This window comes from Streptomyces sp. HB132 (genome assembly GCF_016909575.1).
Classification (GTDB): domain Bacteria; phylum Actinomycetota; class Actinomycetes; order Streptomycetales; family Streptomycetaceae; genus Streptomyces.
Genome location: NZ_JAFBGA010000015.1, coordinates 98,117 through 119,881 on the forward strand (window position 1 = coordinate 98,117; position 21,765 = coordinate 119,881).

General features: G+C 71.5%; 22 protein-coding genes. 6 read left to right on the forward strand and 16 right to left on the reverse strand.

Features of this window, described 5'->3' with window-relative positions:
* Positions 1-4: 4 nt before the first annotated feature.
* From gatC to JOC24_RS26770, 6 genes are all read right to left on the reverse strand, one after another.
* Positions 5-301 (reverse strand): Asp-tRNA(Asn)/Glu-tRNA(Gln) amidotransferase subunit GatC, encoded by a 297-nt coding sequence (gene gatC, locus JOC24_RS26745; RefSeq protein ID WP_014153935.1) that lies wholly within the window; start codon positions 299-301, stop codon positions 5-7.
* Positions 302-455: 154 nt separating this feature from the next.
* A complete protein-coding gene (locus tag JOC24_RS26750) occupies positions 456-2,600 on the reverse strand; it encodes a putative bifunctional diguanylate cyclase/phosphodiesterase (protein ID WP_205022956.1) in 2,145 nt (714 codons plus the stop codon).
* 331 nt (positions 2,601-2,931) lie between these two features.
* Positions 2,932-5,127, reverse strand: a complete 2,196-nt coding sequence (gene ligA, locus JOC24_RS26755) for an NAD-dependent DNA ligase LigA (RefSeq protein ID WP_205022957.1) — start codon at positions 5,125-5,127, stop codon at positions 2,932-2,934.
* Between the two features lie 38 nt (positions 5,128-5,165).
* Complete coding sequence (locus tag JOC24_RS26760) at positions 5,166-6,191, reverse strand: methionine synthase (protein ID WP_205022958.1); 1,026 nt, start codon at positions 6,189-6,191, stop codon at positions 5,166-5,168.
* A gap of 32 nt (positions 6,192-6,223) precedes the next feature.
* Entirely contained in the window at positions 6,224-6,913 is a 690-nt protein-coding gene (locus JOC24_RS26765) for an SDR family oxidoreductase (RefSeq protein WP_205022959.1), read from the reverse strand.
* A 31-nt stretch (positions 6,914-6,944) separates the two neighbouring features.
* The gene (locus JOC24_RS26770) at positions 6,945-7,484 is read right to left on the reverse strand and encodes an LOG family protein (protein WP_014153940.1); all 540 of its coding nucleotides are present in this window, start codon (positions 7,482-7,484) and stop codon (positions 6,945-6,947) included.
* Positions 7,485-7,565: 81 nt separating this feature from the next.
* On the opposite strand from JOC24_RS26770, the gene JOC24_RS26775 reads away from it, so the two are divergent.
* Together JOC24_RS26775 and JOC24_RS26780 are read left to right on the forward strand one after the other, a co-directional pair.
* On the forward strand, positions 7,566-7,901 hold the full coding sequence (locus JOC24_RS26775; protein ID WP_205022960.1) for a DUF427 domain-containing protein: 336 nt from the start codon (positions 7,566-7,568) through the stop codon (positions 7,899-7,901).
* Between the two features lie 62 nt (positions 7,902-7,963).
* Positions 7,964-8,767: an alpha/beta fold hydrolase gene (locus JOC24_RS26780; RefSeq protein ID WP_205022961.1), complete on the forward strand. Its 804-nt coding sequence runs from the start codon at positions 7,964-7,966 to the stop codon at positions 8,765-8,767.
* 87 nt (positions 8,768-8,854) lie between these two features.
* Here JOC24_RS26780 and mnmA read toward each other — a convergent pair whose 3' ends face one another.
* Entirely contained in the window at positions 8,855-9,988 is a 1,134-nt protein-coding gene (mnmA, locus tag JOC24_RS26785) for a tRNA 2-thiouridine(34) synthase MnmA (RefSeq protein WP_205022962.1), read from the reverse strand.
* A 61-nt stretch (positions 9,989-10,049) separates the two neighbouring features.
* Between mnmA and JOC24_RS26790 the strand changes: the two genes are divergently transcribed.
* A complete protein-coding gene (locus JOC24_RS26790) occupies positions 10,050-10,736 on the forward strand; it encodes an N-acetylmuramoyl-L-alanine amidase (RefSeq protein ID WP_205022963.1) in 687 nt (228 codons plus the stop codon).
* Here the strand turns inward: JOC24_RS26790 and JOC24_RS26795 are convergent.
* Both JOC24_RS26795 and JOC24_RS26800 read right to left on the reverse strand, forming a co-directional pair.
* On the reverse strand, positions 10,729-11,898 hold the full coding sequence (locus JOC24_RS26795) for a cysteine desulfurase family protein (RefSeq protein ID WP_205022964.1): 1,170 nt from the start codon (positions 11,896-11,898) through the stop codon (positions 10,729-10,731). The two genes, JOC24_RS26790 and JOC24_RS26795, sit on opposite strands and share 8 nt — an antisense overlap.
* A gap of 118 nt (positions 11,899-12,016) precedes the next feature.
* Complete coding sequence (locus JOC24_RS26800; RefSeq protein ID WP_205023015.1) at positions 12,017-13,801, reverse strand: serine/threonine-protein kinase; 1,785 nt, start codon at positions 13,799-13,801, stop codon at positions 12,017-12,019.
* 148 nt (positions 13,802-13,949) lie between these two features.
* Here JOC24_RS26800 and JOC24_RS26805 point away from each other — a divergent pair, with 148 nt between their 5' ends.
* The gene (locus JOC24_RS26805; RefSeq protein ID WP_205022965.1) at positions 13,950-14,543 is read left to right on the forward strand and encodes a TetR/AcrR family transcriptional regulator; all 594 of its coding nucleotides are present in this window, start codon (positions 13,950-13,952) and stop codon (positions 14,541-14,543) included.
* Between the two features lie 24 nt (positions 14,544-14,567).
* On the opposite strand, the gene JOC24_RS26810 is transcribed toward JOC24_RS26805, so the two are convergent.
* Both JOC24_RS26810 and JOC24_RS26815 read right to left on the reverse strand, forming a co-directional pair.
* Positions 14,568-14,870, reverse strand: coding sequence for a DUF4190 domain-containing protein (locus JOC24_RS26810; RefSeq protein ID WP_205022966.1), 303 nt, complete (start codon positions 14,868-14,870; stop codon positions 14,568-14,570).
* A 15-nt stretch (positions 14,871-14,885) separates the two neighbouring features.
* Entirely contained in the window at positions 14,886-15,041 is a 156-nt protein-coding gene (locus JOC24_RS26815; protein ID WP_205022967.1) for a hypothetical protein, read from the reverse strand.
* Positions 15,042-15,145: 104 nt separating this feature from the next.
* Between JOC24_RS26815 and JOC24_RS26820 the strand changes: the two genes are divergently transcribed.
* Positions 15,146-15,769, forward strand: coding sequence for a TetR family transcriptional regulator (locus tag JOC24_RS26820; protein WP_205022968.1), 624 nt, complete (start codon positions 15,146-15,148; stop codon positions 15,767-15,769).
* Positions 15,770-15,779: 10 nt separating this feature from the next.
* Positions 15,780-16,613 (forward strand): alpha/beta fold hydrolase, encoded by an 834-nt coding sequence (locus JOC24_RS26825; RefSeq protein WP_205022969.1) that lies wholly within the window; start codon positions 15,780-15,782, stop codon positions 16,611-16,613.
* A gap of 85 nt (positions 16,614-16,698) precedes the next feature.
* Here JOC24_RS26825 and JOC24_RS26830 read toward each other — a convergent pair whose 3' ends face one another.
* From JOC24_RS26830 to JOC24_RS26850, 5 genes are read right to left on the reverse strand one after another with little or no spacing between them, the layout of a single operon-like run.
* Positions 16,699-17,571: a thioesterase family protein gene (locus JOC24_RS26830; protein WP_205022970.1), complete on the reverse strand. Its 873-nt coding sequence runs from the start codon at positions 17,569-17,571 to the stop codon at positions 16,699-16,701.
* A gap of 50 nt (positions 17,572-17,621) precedes the next feature.
* Positions 17,622-18,293 carry a trimeric intracellular cation channel family protein gene (locus tag JOC24_RS26835; RefSeq protein ID WP_205022971.1) on the reverse strand — a complete coding sequence of 224 codons (672 nt, stop codon included), beginning with the start codon at positions 18,291-18,293 and terminating at the stop codon, positions 17,622-17,624.
* Positions 18,294-18,311: 18 nt separating this feature from the next.
* Complete coding sequence (locus JOC24_RS26840; protein WP_205022972.1) at positions 18,312-19,643, reverse strand: ABC transporter ATP-binding protein; 1,332 nt, start codon at positions 19,641-19,643, stop codon at positions 18,312-18,314.
* Positions 19,640-20,728 carry an ABC transporter ATP-binding protein gene (locus tag JOC24_RS26845; RefSeq protein WP_205022973.1) on the reverse strand — a complete coding sequence of 363 codons (1,089 nt, stop codon included), beginning with the start codon at positions 20,726-20,728 and terminating at the stop codon, positions 19,640-19,642. Before JOC24_RS26845 ends, JOC24_RS26840 begins: the two co-directional genes overlap by 4 nt.
* Positions 20,725-21,714, reverse strand: coding sequence for an ABC transporter permease (locus tag JOC24_RS26850; protein ID WP_205022974.1), 990 nt, complete (start codon positions 21,712-21,714; stop codon positions 20,725-20,727). The genes JOC24_RS26845 and JOC24_RS26850 overlap by 4 nt, the downstream gene beginning before the upstream one ends.
* Positions 21,715-21,765 lie beyond the last annotated feature (51 nt).

Here is a 21,765-nt window from a genome sequence, read left to right on the forward strand (position 1 = left end):
ACTGTTAGTCCTCCCCCAGGATCTGCGGCACCTTGAAACGCTGCTGCTCCTGGGCCGGGGCGCCGGAGAGCGCCTGCTCGGGGGTGAGCGACGGACGGACCTCGTCCGCCCGCATGACGTTGGTCAGCGGCAGCGGGTGGGAGGTCGGCGGTACGTCTTGGTCGGCGACCTCGGAGACGCGGGCGACGGCGCCGATGATGTCGTCGAGCTGACCGGCGAAGTGCTCTAGCTCTTCGCCCTTCAGCTCCAGACGCGCCAGCCGGGCGAGGTGGGCGACCTCCTCGCGCGTGATGCCAGGCATGCAGCGATCCTCAGGGGTTGGTGTGTGGTTTTGGCCCAATCCTATGGGGTCGCCGAGGGCGTCCGCGGCGGGCGGACGGTGCCTGGCCGTCGATAGAGGACAAAACGGCCGCCGGGTGGCCGTTCACCGCGCCGTGCCGGACCTAGGCCGGAGCTCAGGCGGTGGCCGGACCAGGATTCAGCGCGTGCCCCGCAGACCTGGGCGCGGGCTCGGGCCCCACCGCCGGGGCGGCCGCGGCCCCGCGCTCCGCCGGCCGCCGCCACCCGTGCTCGCCCCGCGCCCGCAGCCAGGCGGTCGTCTCCTGGGGCGGCATCGCAGCGGCGACGAGCCACCCCTGCACCGCGTCGCAGTGCAGGTCCCGCAGCCGCTCCCAGGTCTCGTCGTCCTCGACACCCTCGGCGACGACGACCAGGCCGAGCGAGTGGGCCAGGTCGATGGTGCAGCGGACGATCTCGGCGTCCTCGTGGTCCACGGCCAGCCGTGCGACGAAGGAACGGTCGATCTTGAGTTCGCTGACCGGCAGCTTCCGCAGATGGACGAGGGAGGAGTAGCCGGTGCCGAAGTCGTCGAGGGACATCTTGACGCCGTGCCCGGTCAGCCCCGCCAGGGTGTCGGCGGCCCGCTGGGGGTCCTCCAGCAGCACGTGCTCGGTTATCTCCAGTTGCAGCGCACCGGCGGGGACCCCGTGCCGGGCGAGCCGTGCGGCGACACTGCCGGCGAAGCCGGGGGTGTGGACGTCGCGCGGCGAGACGTTGACCGCCACGGGGACGAACAGCCCCTGGGCCCGCCAGCGGGCCACCTGGGCCAGCGCGGTCTCCAGCACGTACTCCGTGAGGTGGGGCATCAGCCCGGAGGACTCAGCGATCGCGATGAACTCGTCCGGGGGAACCCGGCCGCGCTCCGGGTGCACCCAGCGCACGAGTGCCTCCAGCCCGGCCACCTGGCCGTCGAAGAGGACCTTGGGCTGGTAGTGGAGTTCGACCTCGTGGGCGTCCAGGGCGCGCCGCAGGTCGCCCAGCAGACCCAGCCGGTCCGGGGTGTTGCTGTCGCGCTTGGACTCGTACACCTCGACGCCCGTACGGTCCCGCTTGGCCTGGTACATGGCCACGTCGGCCCGCCTGAGCAGCCCCTCGGCGTCCAGTGCGTGGTCGGGGTGGACGGCGACACCGGCGCTCGCCTCCAGCACCAGCGTGAGCCCGTCCAGGTCGAGGGGCGAGGAGAGCTCGGCGACGAGGTGACGGGCGACGCGCTGGGCGCTGGTGGCCGAGCCGGCCGCCGGCAGCAGGACGGCGAACTCGTCCCCGCCGAGCCGCGCGGCTTCCGCACCGCGTGGCAGTGCGAGGCGCAGCCGCTCCGCTATCTGGAGCAGGAGCCGGTCCCCGGCGAGATGGCCGAGGGTGTCGTTGACGGCCCGGAAGCGGTCGAGGTCGATGAGGACGAGCGCGGATCTGGCGCCGGTGCCGTCGGACTCCTCCAGCGCCGCCCATGTCCGTTCCAGGAGCCACTGGCGGTTGGGCAGGCCGGTGAGCGGATCCCTCAGCTGCTCCTCGGCCCGTGCGCGGGCGATCCAGAGCGTGGAGTCCAGGGCGATCAGCGGGACGGCGAAGAGCGGCAGCAGCACGGGTCTGGCGAACGCCACCACGCAGATCAGCGGGGCGATCCCGAGCAGTGCGACCACGACGAGGCCCTGGCGCAGTAGTGCGGTGCGGGCGACCGTCGGCAACCCGCCGCTCTGGGACGCCCGTGCGCACCACAACAGGGCGCGGGTGAGGAGTAGATACGTGCCCGCGGCGAGCAGCACGGTCGGCACGGCGTCGATGCCCCAGTCGAGTGGCCGCCAGGGTGCCTCGACACTCGGCACTTCTCCTAAGGCGGCCAGGACGAGCGCGGCCGCCCCGATGCCGAGTATGTCCACCGCCCCGTGCAGCAGCCCCTGCCACCAGCGATGCCGCCTGGCCGTACCGACGAGCACCACCACGACGAGGCTGACCAGCCCGGCGGCCACCCAGCCGTAGAGCAGCAGAACGGCGAGGGTGAGTGCGGCCCCGGAGCCGGTGCCGCCCCACCAGCGGTCGTGCCCGAGGGCGACCAGGTGGCCCACGACGATTCCGGTGAGCAGGGCGAGCGACCAGCCGGCGGTGCCCGCGGGGAAGAGCGCCCGGCCGTCGTGGACCGTCAGGTAGAACCCGGTCAGCAGCTGCACGGCGGCGACCGCCACGACGACGGCGCCCACTTTGGACGTGAGGCCCACGAAACCTTGCAGCCGCGACACCGGTACCGCGCTCTCGGTCGGTTCCATTCCGTCCCTCTCACAGCCGGCGGTGCCGATGTCCCACGGTGGCCCCCGCTCCCATGCCACCACGGCCCGAATCCCACGACGCGGCCAAGCACGACAGGTGCTCGTTCAACAGTAGGCCGACGACGGCCCTCGCGGGCAGCGCTCTGCAGGTCTTGCCCGAATGCGGTCCTGACACCCCTCACTGTCTGATATGCGCCGGTCGGGTGATACGGGCGGGCCGAGCCGGGCCCCTCGGCTCCGCTCCCGCTCCTCCGCACCGTCCACTTGATCCCCGCTGGGACCTGTCCCCACGCGTGACCGGTGTCTCGATCGCGCCTCGATCACGCCTCGATCATGCCTCGGCGGGGACGGCGGCCTCCCGGGCCGCGTCGGGCCCCTGCCCGAGGAGCACGGCGAAGCCGTCCTCGTCGAGGACGGGCACCTTCAGCTGCATCGCCTTGTCGTACTTCGACCCCGGGTTGTCGCCCACCACCACGAAGGAGGTCTTCTTCGAGACGGAGCCGGTGACCTTCGCGCCACGGCTCTGGAGCGCGTCCTTGGCGCCGTCCCTGGTGTGGGCGGTCAGCGTGCCGGTGACGACGACCGTGAGTCCCTCCAGCGGCCGCGGCCCCTCGTCCTCACCCGCGCCCTCGTCCTCCATGCGGACCCCCGCCTCCCGCCATTTGCGCAGGATCTCGCGGTGCCAGTCCTCGGCGAACCACTGCTTGACCGAGGCGGCGATGATCGGGCCCACCCCGTCCGCCGCGGCGAGCTCCGCCTCGGACGCCTCGTCGATACGGTCGACGGACCGGAACTGCCGGGCCAGCTCGACGGCGGCCACCGGCCCCACGTGCCGGATCGAGAGCCCGGTGAGGATCCGGGCGAGCGGGGCCTGTCTGGCCGCCGCGATGCCCTCCAGCATGCCGAGGGCGTTCTTCTTCGGCTCGCCCTGCTGGTTGGCGAATACGGTGGCGATCTTCTCCTCGCCGGTCTTCGGATCGCGCTTGGGCAGTCCGCTGTCCGCGTCCAGGACGTACGCCCGGATCGGCAGCAGTTGTTCCACCGTCAGCCCGAAGAGGTCCCCCTCGTCGAGCAGCGGCGGCTCGGCGGGCTCCAGCGGCTTGGTCAGGGCTGCGGCGGCCACGTAGCCGAAGTGGTCGATGTCCAGGCACTTACGGCCCGCGAGATAGGCGAGGCGCTCCCTCAACTGGGCGGGACACGAGCGGGCGTTGGGGCAGCGGAGGTCGATGTCGGCCTCCTTCATGGGGCGCAGCGGCGTCCCGCACTCGGGGCACTCGGACGGCATGACGAACGCGCGCTCACTGCCGTCCCGCAGGTCGACGACAGGCCCGAGGATCTCCGGGATGACGTCACCCGCCTTGCGGAGCACCACCGTGTCGCCGATGAGGACGCCCTTGGCCTTCACCACGTTCTGGTTGTGCAGGGTGGCGAACTCGACCTCCGATCCCGCCACCTCGACCGGCTGGACCTGGGCGTACGGCGTGACCCGGCCGGTGCGTCCCACGCCGACGCGGATGTTGACCAGCTTGGTGTTGACCTCCTGCGGCGCGTACTTCCAGGCGATCGCCCAGCGTGGTGCGCGCGAGGTGGCCCCCAGCCTGCCCTGGAGGGGGATCTCGTCGAGCTTGATGACGACGCCGTCGATCTCGTGCTCGACGGACTGGCGGTTCTCACCGAAGTAGGCGATGAACTCCCGCACCTCGTCCAGGGATTCGACCACCTTGTTGTGCTTGGCGGTCGGCAGGCCCCATTTCCTCAGCAGGTCGTACGCCTGGGAGAGCCGGTCGATGTCGAAACCCTCACGCGCGCCGATGCCGTGCACCACCATGTGGAGGGGACGGGTGGCGGTGACCTTGGGATCCTTCTGGCGCAGCGAGCCGGCCGCCGCGTTGCGCGGGTTGGCGAAGGGCTTGTCGCCGGCCTCGACCAGCCGGGCGTTGAGCCCCTCGAACGCTTCCATGGGGAAGAAGACCTCGCCGCGGATCTCGACGAGCGCGGGGACGCGCTCGCCCTTGAGACGGAGCGGGATGTCGGCGATCGTGCGGACGTTCGGGGTGATGTCCTCCCCCGTGCGCCCGTCGCCGCGGGTCGCCGCGCGGGTCAGCCTGCCGTGCTCGTAGGTGAGGTTGACCGCGAGGCCGTCGACCTTGAGTTCACACAGGAAGTGGTATCCGCCGCCGCCCACGTCCTTGGCCACGCGCTCGGCCCAGGACGCGAGTTCGGCGTCGTCGAAGGCGTTGTCCAGGGAGAGCAGACGCTCGCGGTGCTCGGCGGAGGTGAATTCCGTGGTGTACGGACCCGCGACCTTCTGGGTCGGCGAGTCCGGTGTGCGCAACTCGGGGTGCTCGCCCTCGATGGCCTCCAGCGCACGCATCTGCCGGTCGAACTCGGCGTCGTCGACGACCGGCTGGTCCTTCACGTAATACCGGAAGCGGTGCTCCTCGATCTGCTCGGCGAGCAGTGCGTGCTCCTCCCGCACCTCCGCCGGCACACCGGTCAGCTGCTGCGCCTGCTGTTCGCCGGCCATCGCGTGTTCCTCCGTTGCCCCGTTGACTCTTCGGCCCGTTACTCAGGGTTGTCCGCGAGCGACCTCGCGGCCCGGGCGCAGTGGGCGAGCGCGGCGCGCGCGTACGCGGGTGACGCTCCCGCCAGCCCACAGGAGGGGGTGATCACGACGGACTCGCTCAGAGTCCCCGGATTCAGCCCCAGCCTGCTCCACAACGTCCTGACCTCCTTGACGCTACCGCCCGGGTCCGACAATGCGGCCGAGGCGGCGTCGAGACCGGGGATCATGCCGAGGAGGAGCTGGGTGCCGCCTTCCACGGCCTCACCGATCGCCTCCTCCTCACGCTCGGTGAGCAGGGAGAAGTCGAAGGAGACCCCGTCCACCCCGGCACGGCGCAGCAGCGCGAAGGGCACCTCGGGGGCGCAGGAGTGGACGACGGCCGGGCTCTCACCGTTCACCGCCAGCAGGTCGCGCAGCGTCCCCTCGACGACCTGACGGTCCACGGCGCGGTAGGTGCGGTAGCCGCTCGCCGACCTGATCCGCCCCTGCAGTACTGCGGTCAGGGAGGGCTCGTCGAGCTGGAGCACGACCTCGGCGCCGGGGATCCGGCGCCGTACCTCCGAGAGGTGGGAGCGCAGCCCCTCGGCCAGCGAGCCCGCCAGGTCGCGGCAGGCCCCGGGGTCGCCGAGCATGGCCTCGCCGCCCCGCAGTTCCAGTCCCGCTGCAAGGGTCCAGGGACCGACGGCCTGGACCTTGAGCAGCCCTTCGTATCCCTGGGTGAACTCCTCCAGGGCGTCGAGGTCCTCGCCGAGCCAGGAGCGGGCGCGGCGGGTGTCGCGGCCGGGGCGGTCACTGATCCGCCAGCCGCTGGGCTCGACGTGACCGTACATCTCGACGAGCATGCCGACGGTCCGCCCGATCATGTCCGCGCCGGGGCCCCGCGCGGGCAGTTCCGCCAGATGCGGCATGCCCTGCCCGTCTGCGAAGGATCCGGTGACGGTCCTGGCCGCTTCCCGGGCGTCTCCCCCCGGCATGGACCCGATCCCGGTGGCTGCACTCTGGCTGAACCCGCTCTTCTCACTCACGCGGAAAGCCTACGGGCCCCTGCGGCGGGCTCTCAGCGGCCGGGGCGGACCGTCAGGTCGTTGATCTCCGCGTCGCGCGGCAGATCGAGCGCCAGCAGGATCGTGGTGGCCACCGACTCCGGGTCGATCCAGCGCGAGGCGTCGTACTCCTTGCCCTCCTGCTGGTGGACCTTGGCCTGCATGGGGCTGGCGGTGCGGCCCGGGTAGACGGAGGTGACCCTGACGCCGTTGCCGTGCTCCTCATGGCGCAGTGAGTCGGCGAGGGCCTTGAGCCCGTGCTTGCTCGCGGCGTACGCGCCCCACTCGGCGTGGGCCGCGAGTCCCGCCCCGGAGTTCACGAGGACGACGTGGCCCTGCGCGACGCGGAGCTGCGGCAGCATCAGACGCGTCAGCTCGGCCGGGGAGACCAGATTGGTGTTGAGCTGGTGGTGCCAGGCCTTGGGGGTCAGATCGCCGATCTTGCCGAGCTCGACGACGCCCGCGACGTGCAGCAGCGAGTCGAGGCGCTCGGGCATCGGCTGGTGGCCGAACGCCCAGGAGAGACGGTCGGGATTGCCGAGGTCGCCGACGAGCGTGCGGGCCCCGGGGTGGAGGGCGGCGAGTTCCTTGGCGCGTCCGGCGTCCCGGGCCAGCAGCACGAGTTCGTCGCCGCGTTCCAGGAGACGGCGGGCGACGGCGGCGCCGATGCCGGAACCGGCGCCGGTGATGAGATGAGTAGGCATGCCCCCATGCTCGCACCAGGGCGTGTCCGCATCAGAGCAGGCCTGCCGACTCCTCCAGGTAGGCCAGCGCGCCGACGCCGTCCTTGGCGAAGAAGACGAGCTCGGTGAGGGGCAGCGGCAGGAAGCCCTCGTCCTCCATGCGCTGGAACTGCTGGCGCAGGCCGTCGTAGAACCCCGCCGTGTTCAGCAGGACGACCGGCTTGGTGTGCTTGCCGTGCTTCTTCAGCTCCAGGATCTCCGTGGCCTCGTCGAGGGTCCCCGTGCCGCCGACCATGATCACGATGGCGTCGGACTTCTCCAGGAGCAGCGCCTTGCGCTCGGCCAGGTCCTTGGCGATCACCATCTCGTCGGCGTTCGTCCGCGCCTTGGCCGCCAGGAAGTCCACCGACACCCCGACGAGCCGGCCGCCGGACTCCTGGACCCCGTCGGCGACGACCTTCATCAGCCCGCTCTCCGACCCGCCCCAGACCAGGGTGTGTCCACCCCTGCCCAGCAGCTCCGCGAACTCGCGGGCGGGCACGGTGTAGCGGTCGTCGAGGTCGGCTGCGGAGAGGAAGACACAGATGTTCATGCGAACACCGTACGACCGCTCTCTAGTGCGGGGAGAAACCGGTACGGGAAGAAACCCGCGTTCCACGGGGCTGAACCCGGTATGGCCTCCATCACAGGACACACCGTCACCGTCGAACCGTCCGCCACCCACGTGCGCGCGGTGCACGACGGGCAGGTGCTCGCCGAGAGCCGCCGCCCGCTCGTGCTGCGCGAGACGGGCTGTCCGGACCGCTACTACCTGCCGCCCGAGGACGTCCGTACCGAGCTGCTGACACCCTCGGACACCCGGACGCACTGTCCCTTCAAGGGGGACGCGTCGTACTGGTCCCTGCCCGGTGCGGCGGACCTCGTCTGGGCCTATCCGGAGCCCAAGGAAGAAGTCGCTGCGATCCGGGGGCACTTCTGTTTCTACGCCACGGAGGTCGCCTCCGGATGAGCGTCAGGAATTTTTCTCCGCGGCGGCGATGAGTTCCGCGGTGCGCGGCAGTCCACCCTCGCATGGACAAGATTCTCTCCGGTGACGGTACGTCGATCGCGTACCGCCGCCACGGCGACGGGCCGCCGGTGATCCTCGTCGGCGGGGCACTGAGCACCGCAACCGACGGGGCGTCGCTGGCCGCTCTCCTGGCCCCGCGGTTCACGGTCGTCACCTACGACCGCCGGGGGCGCGGAGCGAGCGGCGACGGCGGCCCGTACACCCTCCGCCGCGAGATCGAGGACCTCGCGGCGGTCGCGGCCGCGGCGGGCGAGCGCGTCTCGCTGTTCGGGATGCTGTCGGGCGGGGCCCTGGCCCTCGAGGCGGCGGCCGCGGGACTGCCCGTGGATCTGCTCGCGGTCTACGAGCCGCCGTACACCCCGGGTGCCGCCGGTCTGCTGTACAAGTCCCGCTGTACGGCGCTGCTGCACCGGCTGCTGGCGAGCGGTGACCGCGGTGGCGCCGTCGAGCTGTACCTGACCGGGACCGGAGTCGCGGAGGAGACGATCGCCCGCATGCGCCGGGCCCCGCTCTGGGCCGGTCTCGAAGCGGTGGCACACACCCTCGCGTACGACGACGCCCTGCTGGGGGACGGCTCGGTGCCCGCGGCCAGGTTCGCGTCCGTCTCCGCGCGCACGCTGGTGGCGACCGGGGGCTTCAGCACCGCGTCGGCCCGGGAGACGGCCCTGACCCTCGCGGCGGCGCTCCCCCGGGCACGGCACCGCACGCTGACCGGCCAGACCCGTGACGTGGCGCCCCAGGCGATCGCGCCTGTCCTGGCGGAGTTCTTCGCCAGGAGCTGCTCCTTCCTGCGGGCGGCGTCCTGACGGGACGTCCTCGCGGGGCGTCTCCCGGCGGGGCATGTGACTCGGCCGGGTCGTCGCAGGGGAGCGACCCGGCCGGCCAGGCTTTCCTCAGCCGGCCGCCGAAGCCCTCTCCCGCCGCACCGTGGTCGCGATGGTGGCCGAGCCGACCACCCGCGTCCCGTCGTACAGCACGACCGCCTGGCCGGGGGCCACGCCCCGGACCGGTTCGGCGAAGGTGACGGTCAGGGTGCCGTCGGTCAGCTCGGCCGTCACCTCGGTCTCGCCGCCGTGGGCGCGGAGCTGCGCGGTGTACGTCCCGGGCCCGGACGGGGCGGTACCGCACCAGCGGGGCTTGATCGCCGTCAGGGCCGTGACGTCCAGGGCCTCGGCCGGGCCGACCGTCACCGTGTTGTTCACCGGGGAGATGTCCAGGACGTAGCGCGGCTTGCCGTCGGGGGCGGGGTGGCCGATGCGCAGGCCCTTGCGCTGGCCGATGGTGAAGCCGAACGCGCCCTCGTGGGTGCCGACCTTGGACCCCGACTCGTCGAGGATGTCGCCCTCGGCCGGGCCGCCGAGGCGGCCGGCCAGGAAGCCCTGGGTGTCGCCGTCGGCGATGAAGCAGATGTCGTGGCTGTCGGGCTTCTTGGCGACGGCCAGGCCCCGGCGCTCGGCCTCGGCCCGGATCTCGTCCTTGGTGGTGAGGGTGTCACCGAGCGGGAACATCGCGTGGGCGAGCTGCTTCTCGTCCAGGACGCCGAGGACGTAGCTCTGGTCCTTGGCCATGTCCGAGGCGCGGTGCATCTCCCGCGTGCCGTCGTCCTTGAGTACGACCGTGGCGTAGTGGCCGGTGCAGACCGCGTCGAAGCCGAGGGCCAGCGCCTTGTCGAGCAGCGCGGCGAACTTGATCTTCTCGTTGCAGCGCAGGCAGGGGTTGGGCGTGCGTCCGGCCTCGTACTCCGCGACGAAGTCGTCCACGACGTCCTCGCGGAAGCGTTCCGCCAGGTCCCAGACGTAGAAAGGGATGCCGATGACGTCCGCCGCGCGGCGGGCGTCCCGGGAGTCCTCGATGGTGCAACAGCCGCGCGCGCCCGTACGGAAGGACTGCGGGTTCGCGGAGAGGGCGAGGTGGACACCGGTCACGTCGTGGCCTGCCTCGGCGGCTCGTGCCGCCGCGACGGCGGAGTCGACTCCGCCGGACATGGCGGCGAGCACACGGAGGGGGCGCTGGGAGGTCTGAGTCATAGCTCATCCAGAGTACGGGGCGCCGGGAACCGAATGCTCGCGGATAAGCGTTGAGCAGCACATGGGGAACAACAGGAGTGCCGGGTCGCCGGGGAAAAGCCCTGGCCAGGGCATCAGTCGGCGCACACTGCTGATCGGCGGCGGGGTCGCCGCGGCGGGCACGGCCGCTCTGTCGGTGGACGAGGTCAGGCGCCTCTGGTGGCGGGTGCCGGGCGTGGAGAAGCCCCGCAAGGAAGGTGAGCTGGACTACACCCCGGCGCGCTGGATCGCGGCCTCCGAGGGGAACTGGCGGCGGGCCGACCGTCCCGACGACTACGGCGTGGACCGGGTGATCATCCACGTCACCCAGGGCAGTTACGCCAGCGCGGTCAAGGTCTTCCAGGACCCGGCGCACCAGGCGGCGACGCACTACATCGTCGGACAGAACGGCCGGGTGACGCAGATGATCCGGGAGCTCGACGTCGCCTACCACGCGGGCAACCGCTCGTTCAACGAGCGCAGCGTCGGCATCGAGCACGAGGGCTTCGTGGACCGCCCGCAGGACTTCACGGCGGAGATGTACGAGTCCTCCGCCCGGCTGACCGCGGCGATATGCGAGCGGTACGGGATCCCTGTGGACCGTGAGCACGTCATCGGGCACGTCGAGGTGCCCGGCACGGACCACACCGACCCCGGACCGCACTGGGACTGGACCCGCTACATGAAGCTGGTCCGCGCGGCGTCCACAGCGGGGACGCAGGCTAGCTGAGCCCCGCCGTCCTGGCCCGCTCGACGGCGGGTCCGATCGCCCGGGCGAGCTCTTCGACGTCCCTACCGGTCGAGGTGTGGCCGAGCGAGAAGCGCAGCGTGCCCCGCGCCAGAGCGGGGTCGGTGCCGGTGGCCAGCAGTACGTGGCTGGGCTGCGCGATGCCGGCGGTGCACGCCGATCCCGTGGAGCATTCGATGCCCTGGGCGTCGAGCAGCAGCAGGAGGGAATCGCCCTCGCAGCCCGGGAAGGTGAAGTGGGCGTTGGCGGGCAGCCGCCCGCCGGGGGCCGGGTCGCCGCCGAGAACGGCGTCGGGGACGGCCTTCAGCACGGCGGCGGCCAGTTCGTCCCGGAGCGCGCCGATCCCACGGGCGAAGTCGGCGCGGCTGTCGGCGGCGTGCCGACCGGCCACGGCGAACGCGGCCACGGCGGGTACGTCGAGCGTGCCGGAGCGAACATGGCGCTCCTGGCCGCCGCCGTGCAGCACGGGTACGGGGGTCTGGTCACGGCCGAGCAGCAACGCGCCGATGCCGAACGGGCCGCCGATCTTGTGCGCGCTGACCGTCATGGCGGCCAGCCCGGAACGGGCGAAGTCGACCTCCAGCTGCCCGAACGCCTGCACCGCGTCGGCGTGCATGGGGACGCCGAACTCGCTCGCCACCTCGGCCAGTTCACGTATCGGCATGATCGTGCCGATCTCGTTGTTGGCCCACATCACGGTGACCAGGGCGACGTCGTCGGGGTCGCGGGCGAGCGCCTCGCGCAGCGCCTGTGGGTGCACACGTCCGTACGTGTCGACCGGGAGGTACTCGACGGTGGCGCCCTCGTGCTCGGCGAGCCAGTCCACGGCGTCGAGGACGGCGTGGTGCTCCACAGGGCTGGCGAGGACCCGGGTGCGCCGGGGGTCGGCGTCGCGGCGGGCCCAGTAGAGGCCCTTCACGGCGAGGTTGTCGGCCTCGGTGCCGCCGGAGGTCAGGACCACCTCGCTGGGGCGTGCGCCGAGGGCGTCGGCGAGGGTCTCTCTGGACTCCTCGACGGTACGGCGGGCCCTGCGCCCGGCGGCGTGCAATGAGGACGCGTTGCCGGTGACGGCGAGCTGCGCGGTCATCGCCGCGATCGCCTCCGGCAGCATCGGGGTGGTCGCGGCGTGGTCGAGGTAGGCCATGGTGGTGACGATTCTACGAGCCCGTGGCGCGGGGCGTGCCGAGGGCGGTGCCAGGCGCCCCCGGCCCCGGCTCGTGACGGGCCGGCTCGGGCGCCCTCGAAGCGCCCGGCAGCGCTCCTCAGAGGGTCGTCCAGCGCTGGGACGCCGCTCCCGAGCACATGCCGGCCACGAGGCGGCCGTTATCCGCTCCGAGGCAGCCCCCGGTGCCGACGCTCACAAGGGTGCTTCCCGACCCCGCGCGCCAGCGACGTGACGCGTCCTCGTTGCACGAGAGCAGCAGGATCCCTCCGGCGCCCGCGCTGAGGCACGTCCTGCCCGACTCGTGGACGAGTTGGAAGGATCCGCCGGACACGGCCCGGATGCCCCAGACGGACCCCGACCCGTCGCAGTCGCCGGTGGTCGGGTAGCCGTTGTGGGCGTCGACGAGACACTTGCCGTTGCCGCCGTTGCGATAGCGGTTGTTCCCGGAGGGTGCGGTCCCCCCGGAGCTGGACCCTCCGGAAGCAGTGGACCCTCCGGAGGTGGTGGACCCGCCCGAGGTGCTGGAGCCGCCGGACGTGCCGGAACCACCGGAGCCGTCCTGGGAGCCACCCCCCGCGTCATCGGCCCCCTGGGCCGGCACGGAGGCGTCGTCCGAACCCCCTTCCCCCTCGTCAGCCTCCCCGCCCTTCTCCTCGTCCTTGTCCTTCTCCCTGCCGGTCGGCGACTTCTCCGGTGACGCCGAGCCGGACGGGCTCGCAACTGAGGAGGCGACCCCGGGCGAGGCCGGAGCCGAGGCCGTGGCCGACGGCCCGCCGGCCGCGTGGTCGTCCGCACCGAAGGTGTACGGCAGCAGCTGGAAGGCGAGCGTGGCCCCGCCCACGGCCACGACCACCGGCACGACGGCGAAGAACACGCGTGTGCGCCGCCGGCGCTCACGCTTCGGGCGGGCCTTCTGCCCCAGCCTCAGGGTCTCCACGGAGACGGGCGGCGGCAGTTCGATCTTCTGGACGTGTGCCGCGAAGGCGGCCTTCTCCGCGAGGTTCCCGCGGATGGAGTCCGGCCACAGCGGAGCGGTGAACGGCCCGTGCTCCGTGGCGATCCGTACCAGCTCGGACGCTGTGGGACGGGCGCCGGTGTCCTTGTCGAGGCAGGCGATGACGACCTCGGCGAGTGCGGGGTCGAGCGACCTCACCGCTTCGAGGGCGGGCTTCTCGTGCACGATGCGGTAGAGCACGGCCGGACCGGACTCCTCGCCGAAGGGCGGGCTGCCGCAGGCCGCGTAGGCGATGACCGAACCCAGCGCGAACACATCCGCGGCACCGGTCAGGTCGCGCTGCGTCGTGGCTTGCTCGGGAGCCATGTACGCCGGGGTCCCGACCACCATGCCGCTCATGGTCAGCCGGCTCTGCTCGGTGGCCCGGGCCACGCCGAAGTCGATGACCGTCGCGCCCTCGGCCGTCATCATGACGTTGGACGGCTTGAGGTCGCGGTGCACCATACCGAGGGCGTGCACCGGGACCAGGCCCTGGGCGGCCTCCCGCAGCAGCAGCCACACGGTCTCCGCGGGCAGCGGGCCCTTGTGCAGCGCGAGGGCCTCGCTGAGCGTGAGCCCGGGGACGTACGCGGTGGCGAGCCAGGGGGGCCGCGCGTCGCGGTCGCTGGCGATCAGCGGGGCGGTGGCCTCCGCGGGCAGCTTGGCGAGGTTGTCCAGCTCGTGCCCGAACCGGCGGACGAAGTCCTGGTCCTCACCCGCGATCGAGGGCAGCACCTGCTTGACGGCGACGTACCGCCCTTCGTGGACGCCGAGGTACACGCGCCCCATGCCGCCGGAGCCGAGCCGGCCCGCGAGCGGGATCCCGCCGATCTGCCGTGGATCGTCCGCTCCCAGCGGCTTGGCTCCACTGCCCGTCAGGTCCAACACACCCACACCGACTCCCCGTGACACACCTTTTCCGTACCGGAGGAAGTCTGACCAGTGGATACTGGCAATGGAGGCATATTCTAGAAAAACACTCCAGAAATTCACCGCGGAAGAGACCCGCCTCACGAACCACAGGGACGGCCCCTCGATGAGCCCCAAGCAGCACCGCGGCGAAGTCACTTCCGATCTGCTCCTGGACGCCGCACTGCGCGTGTTCGTCGAGTCGGGCGAGCAGGGCCTCACGGTCAACGCCGTCACCCGGGCGAGCGGCGTGAGCCTGGGCAGCCTCTACCACCACTTCGGCAGCCTCGACGGCCTGATCGGCGCCCTCGGCCACCGCTGGCTGGAGCGACTGCTGGGCGAACTGACCGAAGCCCTGCGGAACGCCGGAACGGCGCGTGCGGGCATCACCGGTGCCGTGGGGGCCTACCTGGGCTTCGTCCAGGAGCACCGCGGACCCGCCATGCTCCTGCATTCCCCGCTCGCCGACCGCAGGAGCATGGCGCGGGGCAGGGAGTTCCGTGACGCCCAGGAGGCCAGGGTTTCCGAGATGGGCCTGTGGATACGGCAGGGCATCGACTCCGGGGAGCTCGCACCGCTCCCGCCGCCGCTGATCGAGTCCCTGATCCTGGGCCCCGTCGTGGCTGTCGCCCGCCGGTCGCTGTCGGGCATCGAGGACGTCGACCTCGACGAGTCCGCGCGCATCCTGCCGGAACGGATCTGGCGGTCGGTGCGCGCTTAGCCCCGCACCGGCCGTGGCGCGAGGTCAGCCGGCGAGGCTCCAGGAGACGGTGCCGTTGCCCGTGACCAGGACGGCGAGGACCACCAGGTCGGCGACGCCGAGGGCCAGCCCGAGGAAGGCGCGGCCCCGGCGGGTGGTGGAGCGGGCGAGGGCGACGATCGCCATGACGATGGCGACCGGGCCGAGCAGGATGTTCATCACCAGCAGGCCGAGCAGGCCGAGCACGAACGAGGCGACGGCGAGCCCGTCCGCCTCCCGGGCGGCGGGACGGTCCTCGCGCGGCGCGGTGCGTGCGGAGGTCGCGGTGCGTGCCGAGGTGAGTGTCATGGTGCGGCTCCTTCGTCAGCGGGTGCGGTGGGAGAGGCGTTCACGGACACCGAAGACCGCCAGCCAGAGACCGATGACGGCCGCGGCGGTCAGGACCACGGGGAGCGGAAGGTGCGCGACCGCCCCGAGGACGACCCCCAGCAGGAGCAGGGCGGCGACGAGGACGAGCATGTCCGGCCTTTCTGTGAGCTTTGAGAGCACAACTGTTCACTGACTCCTGAGTCTAGACCCTCCACCCCTTCCGACGTTCGGAGAACGGTTGTTTACTGAATGGCATGAGTCACACCATCGGCATCCGCCAGGCCCAGAAGCTGAGGACGCGCCAGGCACTGCTCGACGCCGCCCTGGAGCTGCTGGAGCACCAGAGCCTGAGCAGCCTGGGGCTGCGCGAGGTGACGCGGGTCGCGGGCGTGACTCCGACCGCCTTCTACCGCCACTTCGACGGCACGGCGGCACTGGGCGTCGCCCTCGTCGAGGAGACCCTGGGGAGCCTGCACGGCATGATCGGCGCGATCCTGGCCGACACCGGGGACAGCGAGGAGAGGCTGGACCGGAGCGTCGGACTGATAGCGCGTCACGTCACGGCGCAGCCGGCCCACTTCCGCTTCATCGCCCGTGAGCAGCACGGCGGCGTCGGGCAGGTCCGCGAGGCCATCGCCGCACAGCTGCGCGGCTTCGCACAGGAGGTCGCCGACGTCCTCGGCTCCGAGCCGGAGTCCGCGGGCTGGGACCGGGACGACCTGCTGATGCTGGGCGGGCTGTACGTCGACCACATGGTGCTCACGGCCTCGGCCCTGCTGGACGCCGGTTCGGAGGGCGAGCAGGAGGTCGTGCGGGTGGCACGGCGCAGGTTGCGCCTGGTCACGCTGGGCCGGACCCACTGGCTGGACAGACCGTAGGCTCGGCGCCATGAGCGACTGGAGACTCGACCGGACCTTCCTCAGCTCCTCGGGCGAAGTGCGCTGGGCCGTGCTCGGCCCCGAACAGGCGCCGCCCGTCGTCCTGGTGCACGGCACACCCTTCGCCTCGTACGTGTGGCGGGGCATCGCCCGGGGCCTTGCACAGGACCACCGCGTCCACGTGTGGGACCTGCCGGGCTACGGCGCCTCCGCGCAGTACGCCGGCCAGGACGTCTCGCTGCGCGCCCAGGCCTGGGTCCTCACCGAGCTCCTCGAGCACTGGGGGCTGGAGGAACCAGCCGTGGCCGCCCACGACTTCGGGGGCTGCGTGGCCCTGCGGGCCCACCTCCTGCACGGCGTCCGCTACGAGCGCATGGCCCTCGTCGACCCGGTCGCGCTGGCCCCGTGGGGTTCACCCGCCTACCGGCTGCTCGGCGGGCAGGCCGAGGTCTTCGGCGGGCTGCCGCCGGACCTGCACCGGGCGCTGGTGACCGAGTACGTGAGCTCCGCGAGTCACCAGGGGCTGCGCCCGGCGGTGCTGGAGAGGCTGGTCGCCCCCTGGTGCACCGAGGCCGGGCAGCCCGCCTTCTACCGGCAGATCGCCCAGAACGACCAGCGCTTCACCGACGAGATCCAGCACCGCTACGGGGAGCTGGATCTGCCCGTGCTGATCTGCTGGGGCACGGAGGACACCTGGATCCCGGTCGCCCGCGGCCATGAACTGGCCGAGCTGATCCCTGGTGCCGAGCTGCGGCTGATCGACGGGGCGGGACATCTCGTCCAGGAGGACACACCTGCCGAACTCACTGCGGCCCTCACGCGTTTTCTGCGTACGGCCCCGTGACCGCGACCGCGGCCCCGATGGGCGCGGCGCGGCCGGAGGCGGCGGAGCAGGCGATAGGCGGGGCGGGGCGGGCGATAGGCGGGGCTCAGCGCGGGGCGCGGGCCAGTTGGCGGGACTGCGCGACGAGACGGTCGGCGCTGTCCCAGACGTCCGCGTCCTCCTCCAGGAAGCCGCCGGCCAGGTTGCGGGTGGTGATGGAGACGCGGAGCGGGCCCGGGGCCGGGCGGCAGCGGATGTGAGTGGTGAGCTCGATGGTGGGCGTCCAGCCCTTCAGACCCAGCTCGAAGGAGGTCGGCGGCAGGGCGTCCACGGTGAGGAGCAGCGAGAGCGGGTCCGCGTCGCGGCCGTCCGCGAGCCCGAACCAGCCCCGCATCTCGCCTTTGCCGGACGGCGCGCCGACGGCCCAGCCGACCGTCGCCGGGTCGAGCTTGATGTCCAGCCGTTCGGTGATCGCGGAGCTGCCGGGGATCACCGGCGCCCCGTCGCTCGTTCCGAGGCACTGCTCGAGGGGCGGGATGGCGGGCGGCTCCGCCGATGTGCGGATCTCGCCGGTCAGGCCGTCCAGGTCCCCATAGGTGGCCAGCACGCGGATGCGTTCGACCTCCGTGCCGTCCTCCGCGAACTGGAAGAGGGATGCCTCGCCGGTGGAGAGGGTGCGGCCGGTGCGGACGACCTGGGTGCGGATCACGGCGGGCCCGGGGACGGAGGCCGTGAGGTAGTGCGCGGAGACCGAGAAGGGGTCGGAGTGCGGGAGCGCCTCGCCGAGTGCGCGGCCGAGCATGGCGAGCAGATAGCCGCCGTTGACGGCGCGGATGATCGTCCAGCCCGCAGAGAGTTCCGCGTCGTAGACGCCCTCCTCGCGGAGGGTGACGGCGGTGTCGCGGTCGAACTCGCTGTCACCGATGGTCGCCTGTGCCGCGCTTACCGCGCACGACTCCTGAGTTGCTGCCTGTGCCATGGACCGCACGGTACACCGATCCTATTACTGAGCGGTAGCTTTTGTTGCCGTCAGATGACGGACGGGCTCTCCTCCGCCCTCGCCGAGCGCCTGTTGTAGGCGCGCGGTGCCCGCCAGTGGAAGCGCATCGCCAGCAAGCGGAGGACGAACGCCGTGACCACGGCGGCGCCGCTCGTGTAGGCGTTGAGCACCTCGAATCGGATGCAGAGCACCACCATCACGGCCCCGACGACCGCGGGCACGGCGTACAGATCCCGGTCCCAGCGCAGCAGCGAGGGCACCTCGTTGGCCAGGACGTCACGCAGCACACCGCCGCCCACCGCGGTCGCCAGTCCGAGGGCGGCGGACGAGGTGAGGCCGAGGCCGTATTCGTAGGCCTTGATCGTGCCCGCCACGCAGAAGAGGCCCAGCCCCGCCGCGTCGAACACGTTGACGCCGACCTGGATCCGCTCCACGTGCGGGTGCAGGAAGAAGACCAGGCCGGCGGCGATCAGCGGCGTCAGGAAGTAGCCGAGATCGGTGAAGGCGGCCGGGGGGATCGCGCCGATCATGACGTCACGGAAGATCCCTCCGCCCAGCGCTGTCACCTCGGCGAGGACCGCGATGCCGAAGACATCGAAGTTCTTGCGTACGGCGAGCAGGGCGCCCGAGATCGCGAAGACGAAGATTCCGACGATGTCGAGGGCATGCTGGACGGAGGGGGTGAAGAGTTCGTTGAGCACCGGGCAATTGTGCCGGTCCTACTCCTTGGGCTCGTCCTCCGCACCCGTGGACGGTGCGGCGGAAGCCTTGCCCTCGGCGGCGGCGGGCGCGGCGGAAGCCTTGCCGTCGTCGTCAGCGGGCGCGGCGGGCTTCACCGGCTCGTCCGAGGCCACGTCCTGCGACGCGTCCGGGGCCCGGTCGGGCCCGACCGGCTCAGCAGCCGTCTCGGCCCGCTCCTCCGAGGCGGCGGGCGCGGCCGGCTCCTCGACGACCACGGACTTCACCGTGATGACGTCCGCGACGAGCGGCGCGTCCCCCGGCGCCTGGTCCTCACCGTTCTCCGGGTGGTGGCACGCCACCTGGTGCCCGGTCTTCAGCTGGAGCAGCGGCGGCTCGGTCGTCTTGCAGACCTGCGTCGCCTTCCAGCACCGGGTGTGGAAGCGGCAGCCGGTCGGCGGCGAGATCGGCGACGGCACATCGCCCTTGAGCAGGATGCGCTCGCTCTTGGCACCGCGCCGGCGGGGGTCGGGCACCGGCACGGCGGACATCAGGGCCGTGGTGTACGGGTGCATGGGCGCCTTGTACAGCGAGTCGCGGTCCGCGAGCTCGACGATCTTGCCGAGGTACATGACCGCGATCCGGTCCGAGACGTGCCGGATGACCGACAGGTCGTGCGCGATGATCATGTACGTGAGCCCGAGCTCCTCCTGGAGGTCGTCCAGCAGGTTCACCACCTGTGCCTGGATCGACACGTCCAGCGCCGATACCGGCTCGTCCGCGACCACGAGCTTCGGCTTCAGCGCGAGCGCCCGCGCGATGCCGATGCGCTGGCGCTGGCCGCCCGAGAACTCGTGCGGATAGCGGTTGTAGTGCTCGGGGTTGAGCCCCACCAGCTCCAGCAGGCGCTGGACCTCAGCCTTCACCCCGCCCTCGGGCTTGACGCCCTGGAGCCGGAAGGGGGTTCCGACGATCCCGCCGACCGTGTGGCGCGGGTTCAGCGAGCCGTACGGGTCCTGGAAGATCATCTGGATGTCACGGCGCATCGGCCGCAGCCGCCCCGCGGACATGTGGGTGATGTCGCGGCCCTGGAACTCGACCTTGCCACCGGTCGGCTCCAGGAGCCGGGTCACGAGCCGGCCCATGGTCGACTTGCCGCAGCCCGACTCGCCGACGACGCCGAGGGTCTCCCCGGGGCGCACGTCGAAGGTGAGACCGTCCACGGCCTGGACCGCACCGACCTTGCGCTTCAGCACACCCTTGGTGATGGGGAAGTGCTTGACCAGTCCGTCGACCTTGAGGAGCGGCTCGGACCCGGACCCGTCCGACCCGGCCGCGGCGGACGCGGGAGCCTTCTTGTTCAGATCAGTCACAGCTTCGGCGCAATCTCTTCGGTCCAGATCCGGTCGCGCTGCTCACGCGACATGTGGCACGCGGAGTGGTGCCCGTCGCTGACCTGCTGCAGCTCCGGGCGCTCGGTGCGGGTGATGTTGTCCGGCGGGACGTCGGCGTACGGGCAGCGCGGGTGGAAGGCGCAGCCCGAGGGGACGTTGATGAGGCTGGGCGGCGAGCCCTTGACCGGGATGAGCCGGTCGGTCTGCTCGCGGTCGATGCGGGGCATCGAGCCGAGCAGGCCCCAGGTGTAGGGGTGCTGGGGCTCGTAGAACACCTTCTCGGCGCTGCCGCGCTCGATGCAGCGTCCCGCGTACATCACGAGCAGGTTGTCGGCGATCTCGGCGACGACGCCGAGGTCGTGGGTGATCATGACGACCGCGGAGCCGAACTCCTTCTGCAGGTCGCGGATGAGGTCGAGGATCTGCGCCTGGACGGTGACGTCGAGGGCGGTCGTCGGCTCGTCGGCGATGAGCAGCTGCGGGTTGTTGACCAGGGCCATCGCGATCATCGCGCGCTGGCGCATACCGCCGGAGAACTGGTGCGGGTAGTCCTCGTACCGCCGGTGCGGCTCCGGGATGCCCACGCGGTCGAGCATCTCGACCGCGCGCTTCTTCGCGGTCTTCTTGTCGACCTTGTTGTGGACCCGGTGGGCCTCCACGATCTGCGCGCCGATGCTGTAGTACGGGTGCAGGGCGGACAGCGGGTCCTGGAAGATCATGGCCATCTTCTGGCCGCGGAGCTTGCGCACACGCTCGGGACCGGCGCCGATGAGCTCCTCGCCGTCGAGCCAGATCTCACCGCCGATGCGGGCTCGCTCCGAGGTGTGCAGACCCATGATCCCCAGTGAGGTCACGGACTTGCCGGAGCCCGACTCGCCGACGATGCCGAGGGTCTGGCCGGCCTTCAGGTCGAAGCTGACGCCGTCGACGGACTTGACCAGACCGTCGTCGGTGTCGAAGTGCACGCTGAGGTTGCGTACGGACAGGAATTCCTTGTCGTCACCCGAACGCGGGGCCGGGATGGCGTCCGCTGCCGGGGAGTCCTTCTTGATTGCGTCGCTCATGAGAGCCTCACCCGGGGGTCGATCGCGGCGTACACGAGGTCCACCAGCAGGTTGCAGATGACGATGAAGAAGGCGGCGACCAGGGTCACGCCCATCACCTTGGGCAGGTCGGCGGTGGTCACGCCCTGGATGGCGAAGGCACCCAGCCCCTGGAAGGAGAAGACCCGTTCGGTGATGACCGCGCCGCCGAGCAGCAGCGCGAAGTCCATGCCGAAGATCGTGACGAGCGGGGTGAGCGCCGAGCGCAGCCCGTGTTTGACGACCACCTTGCGTTCCTTGAGGCCCTTGGCCCGCGCGGTTCTGATGTAGTCCTCACCCATCGTCTCCAGCATCCCCGCCCGGGTGAGCCGGGCGTAGAGCGCGGAGTACAGCAGGGCGAGTGTGCACCAGGGCAGGACCAGGCTGCTCGCCCACGCGAGCGGATCGTCGGCGAACGGGACGTACTCCCCGTTGCCGAACAGCGCCAGGACGACGAGACCGGTGAAGAACATCGGGAGCGAGACGCCGGCGAGAGCGACGCCCATCGAGACGCGGTCGAAGAACGATCCCCGCTTCAGCGCCGAGAGGACGCCGATCGCCACACCGGAGATGACCCAGATGACGGCGGCACCGACGGCCAGCGACAGCGTGACCGGGACCCGGTCCACGAGCTGCGGCCAGATCTCGGTGTGGGTCTTGAAGGAGTACCCGAAGCACGGGGCGTTGCACGTGACGGGGTCGGGGCCGAACTGGTACTCGGCGCCGACGACGATGCCCTTGACGAAGTTCCAGTACTGGAGGTACAGGGGCTGGTCGAGCCCCAGGTTCTTCTTGACCGCGGCGATGACGTCCGGGTCGGGGCTCTTGCCCACGTACTGGGCGGCCATCGAGTCGAGTGTCTGCCCGCCGAGACGGGGCACGAGGAAGAAGATCGCGAACGTGACTGCGCTGACCACCAGCAGCAGCAACACCGCGGCGAATACGCGTCGAATGATGTACGCAGCCACAGCCGTGCGGCGCCGGGCGGGCGGACGGGGTACGCCCGCCGGCCCGGCGCC

Coding starts and splice junctions, on each gene's coding strand:
- gatC (WP_014153935.1), bottom strand. CDS start 301: ATGCCTGGCATCACGCGCGAGGAGGTCGCCCACCTCGCCCGGCTGGCG.
- JOC24_RS26750 (WP_205022956.1), bottom strand. CDS start 2,600: ATGGAACCGACCGAGAGCGCGGTACCGGTGTCGCGGCTGCAAGGTTTC.
- ligA (WP_205022957.1), bottom strand. CDS start 5,127: ATGGCCGGCGAACAGCAGGCGCAGCAGCTGACCGGTGTGCCGGCGGAG.
- JOC24_RS26765 (WP_205022959.1), bottom strand. CDS start 6,913: ATGCCTACTCATCTCATCACCGGCGCCGGTTCCGGCATCGGCGCCGCC.
- JOC24_RS26770 (WP_014153940.1), bottom strand. CDS start 7,484: ATGAACATCTGTGTCTTCCTCTCCGCAGCCGACCTCGACGACCGCTAC.
- JOC24_RS26775 (WP_205022960.1), top strand. CDS start 7,566: ATGGCCTCCATCACAGGACACACCGTCACCGTCGAACCGTCCGCCACC.
- JOC24_RS26780 (WP_205022961.1), top strand. CDS start 7,964: ATGGACAAGATTCTCTCCGGTGACGGTACGTCGATCGCGTACCGCCGC.
- mnmA (WP_205022962.1), bottom strand. CDS start 9,988: ATGACTCAGACCTCCCAGCGCCCCCTCCGTGTGCTCGCCGCCATGTCC.
- JOC24_RS26790 (WP_205022963.1), top strand. CDS start 10,050: ATGGGGAACAACAGGAGTGCCGGGTCGCCGGGGAAAAGCCCTGGCCAG.
- JOC24_RS26795 (WP_205022964.1), bottom strand. CDS start 11,898: ATGGCCTACCTCGACCACGCCGCGACCACCCCGATGCTGCCGGAGGCG.
- JOC24_RS26805 (WP_205022965.1), top strand. CDS start 13,950: ATGAGCCCCAAGCAGCACCGCGGCGAAGTCACTTCCGATCTGCTCCTG.
- JOC24_RS26810 (WP_205022966.1), bottom strand. CDS start 14,870: ATGACACTCACCTCGGCACGCACCGCGACCTCCGCACGCACCGCGCCG.
- JOC24_RS26815 (WP_205022967.1), bottom strand. CDS start 15,041: ATGCTCGTCCTCGTCGCCGCCCTGCTCCTGCTGGGGGTCGTCCTCGGG.
- JOC24_RS26820 (WP_205022968.1), top strand. CDS start 15,146: ATGAGTCACACCATCGGCATCCGCCAGGCCCAGAAGCTGAGGACGCGC.
- JOC24_RS26825 (WP_205022969.1), top strand. CDS start 15,780: ATGAGCGACTGGAGACTCGACCGGACCTTCCTCAGCTCCTCGGGCGAA.
- JOC24_RS26830 (WP_205022970.1), bottom strand. CDS start 17,571: ATGGCACAGGCAGCAACTCAGGAGTCGTGCGCGGTAAGCGCGGCACAG.
- JOC24_RS26845 (WP_205022973.1), bottom strand. CDS start 20,728: ATGAGCGACGCAATCAAGAAGGACTCCCCGGCAGCGGACGCCATCCCG.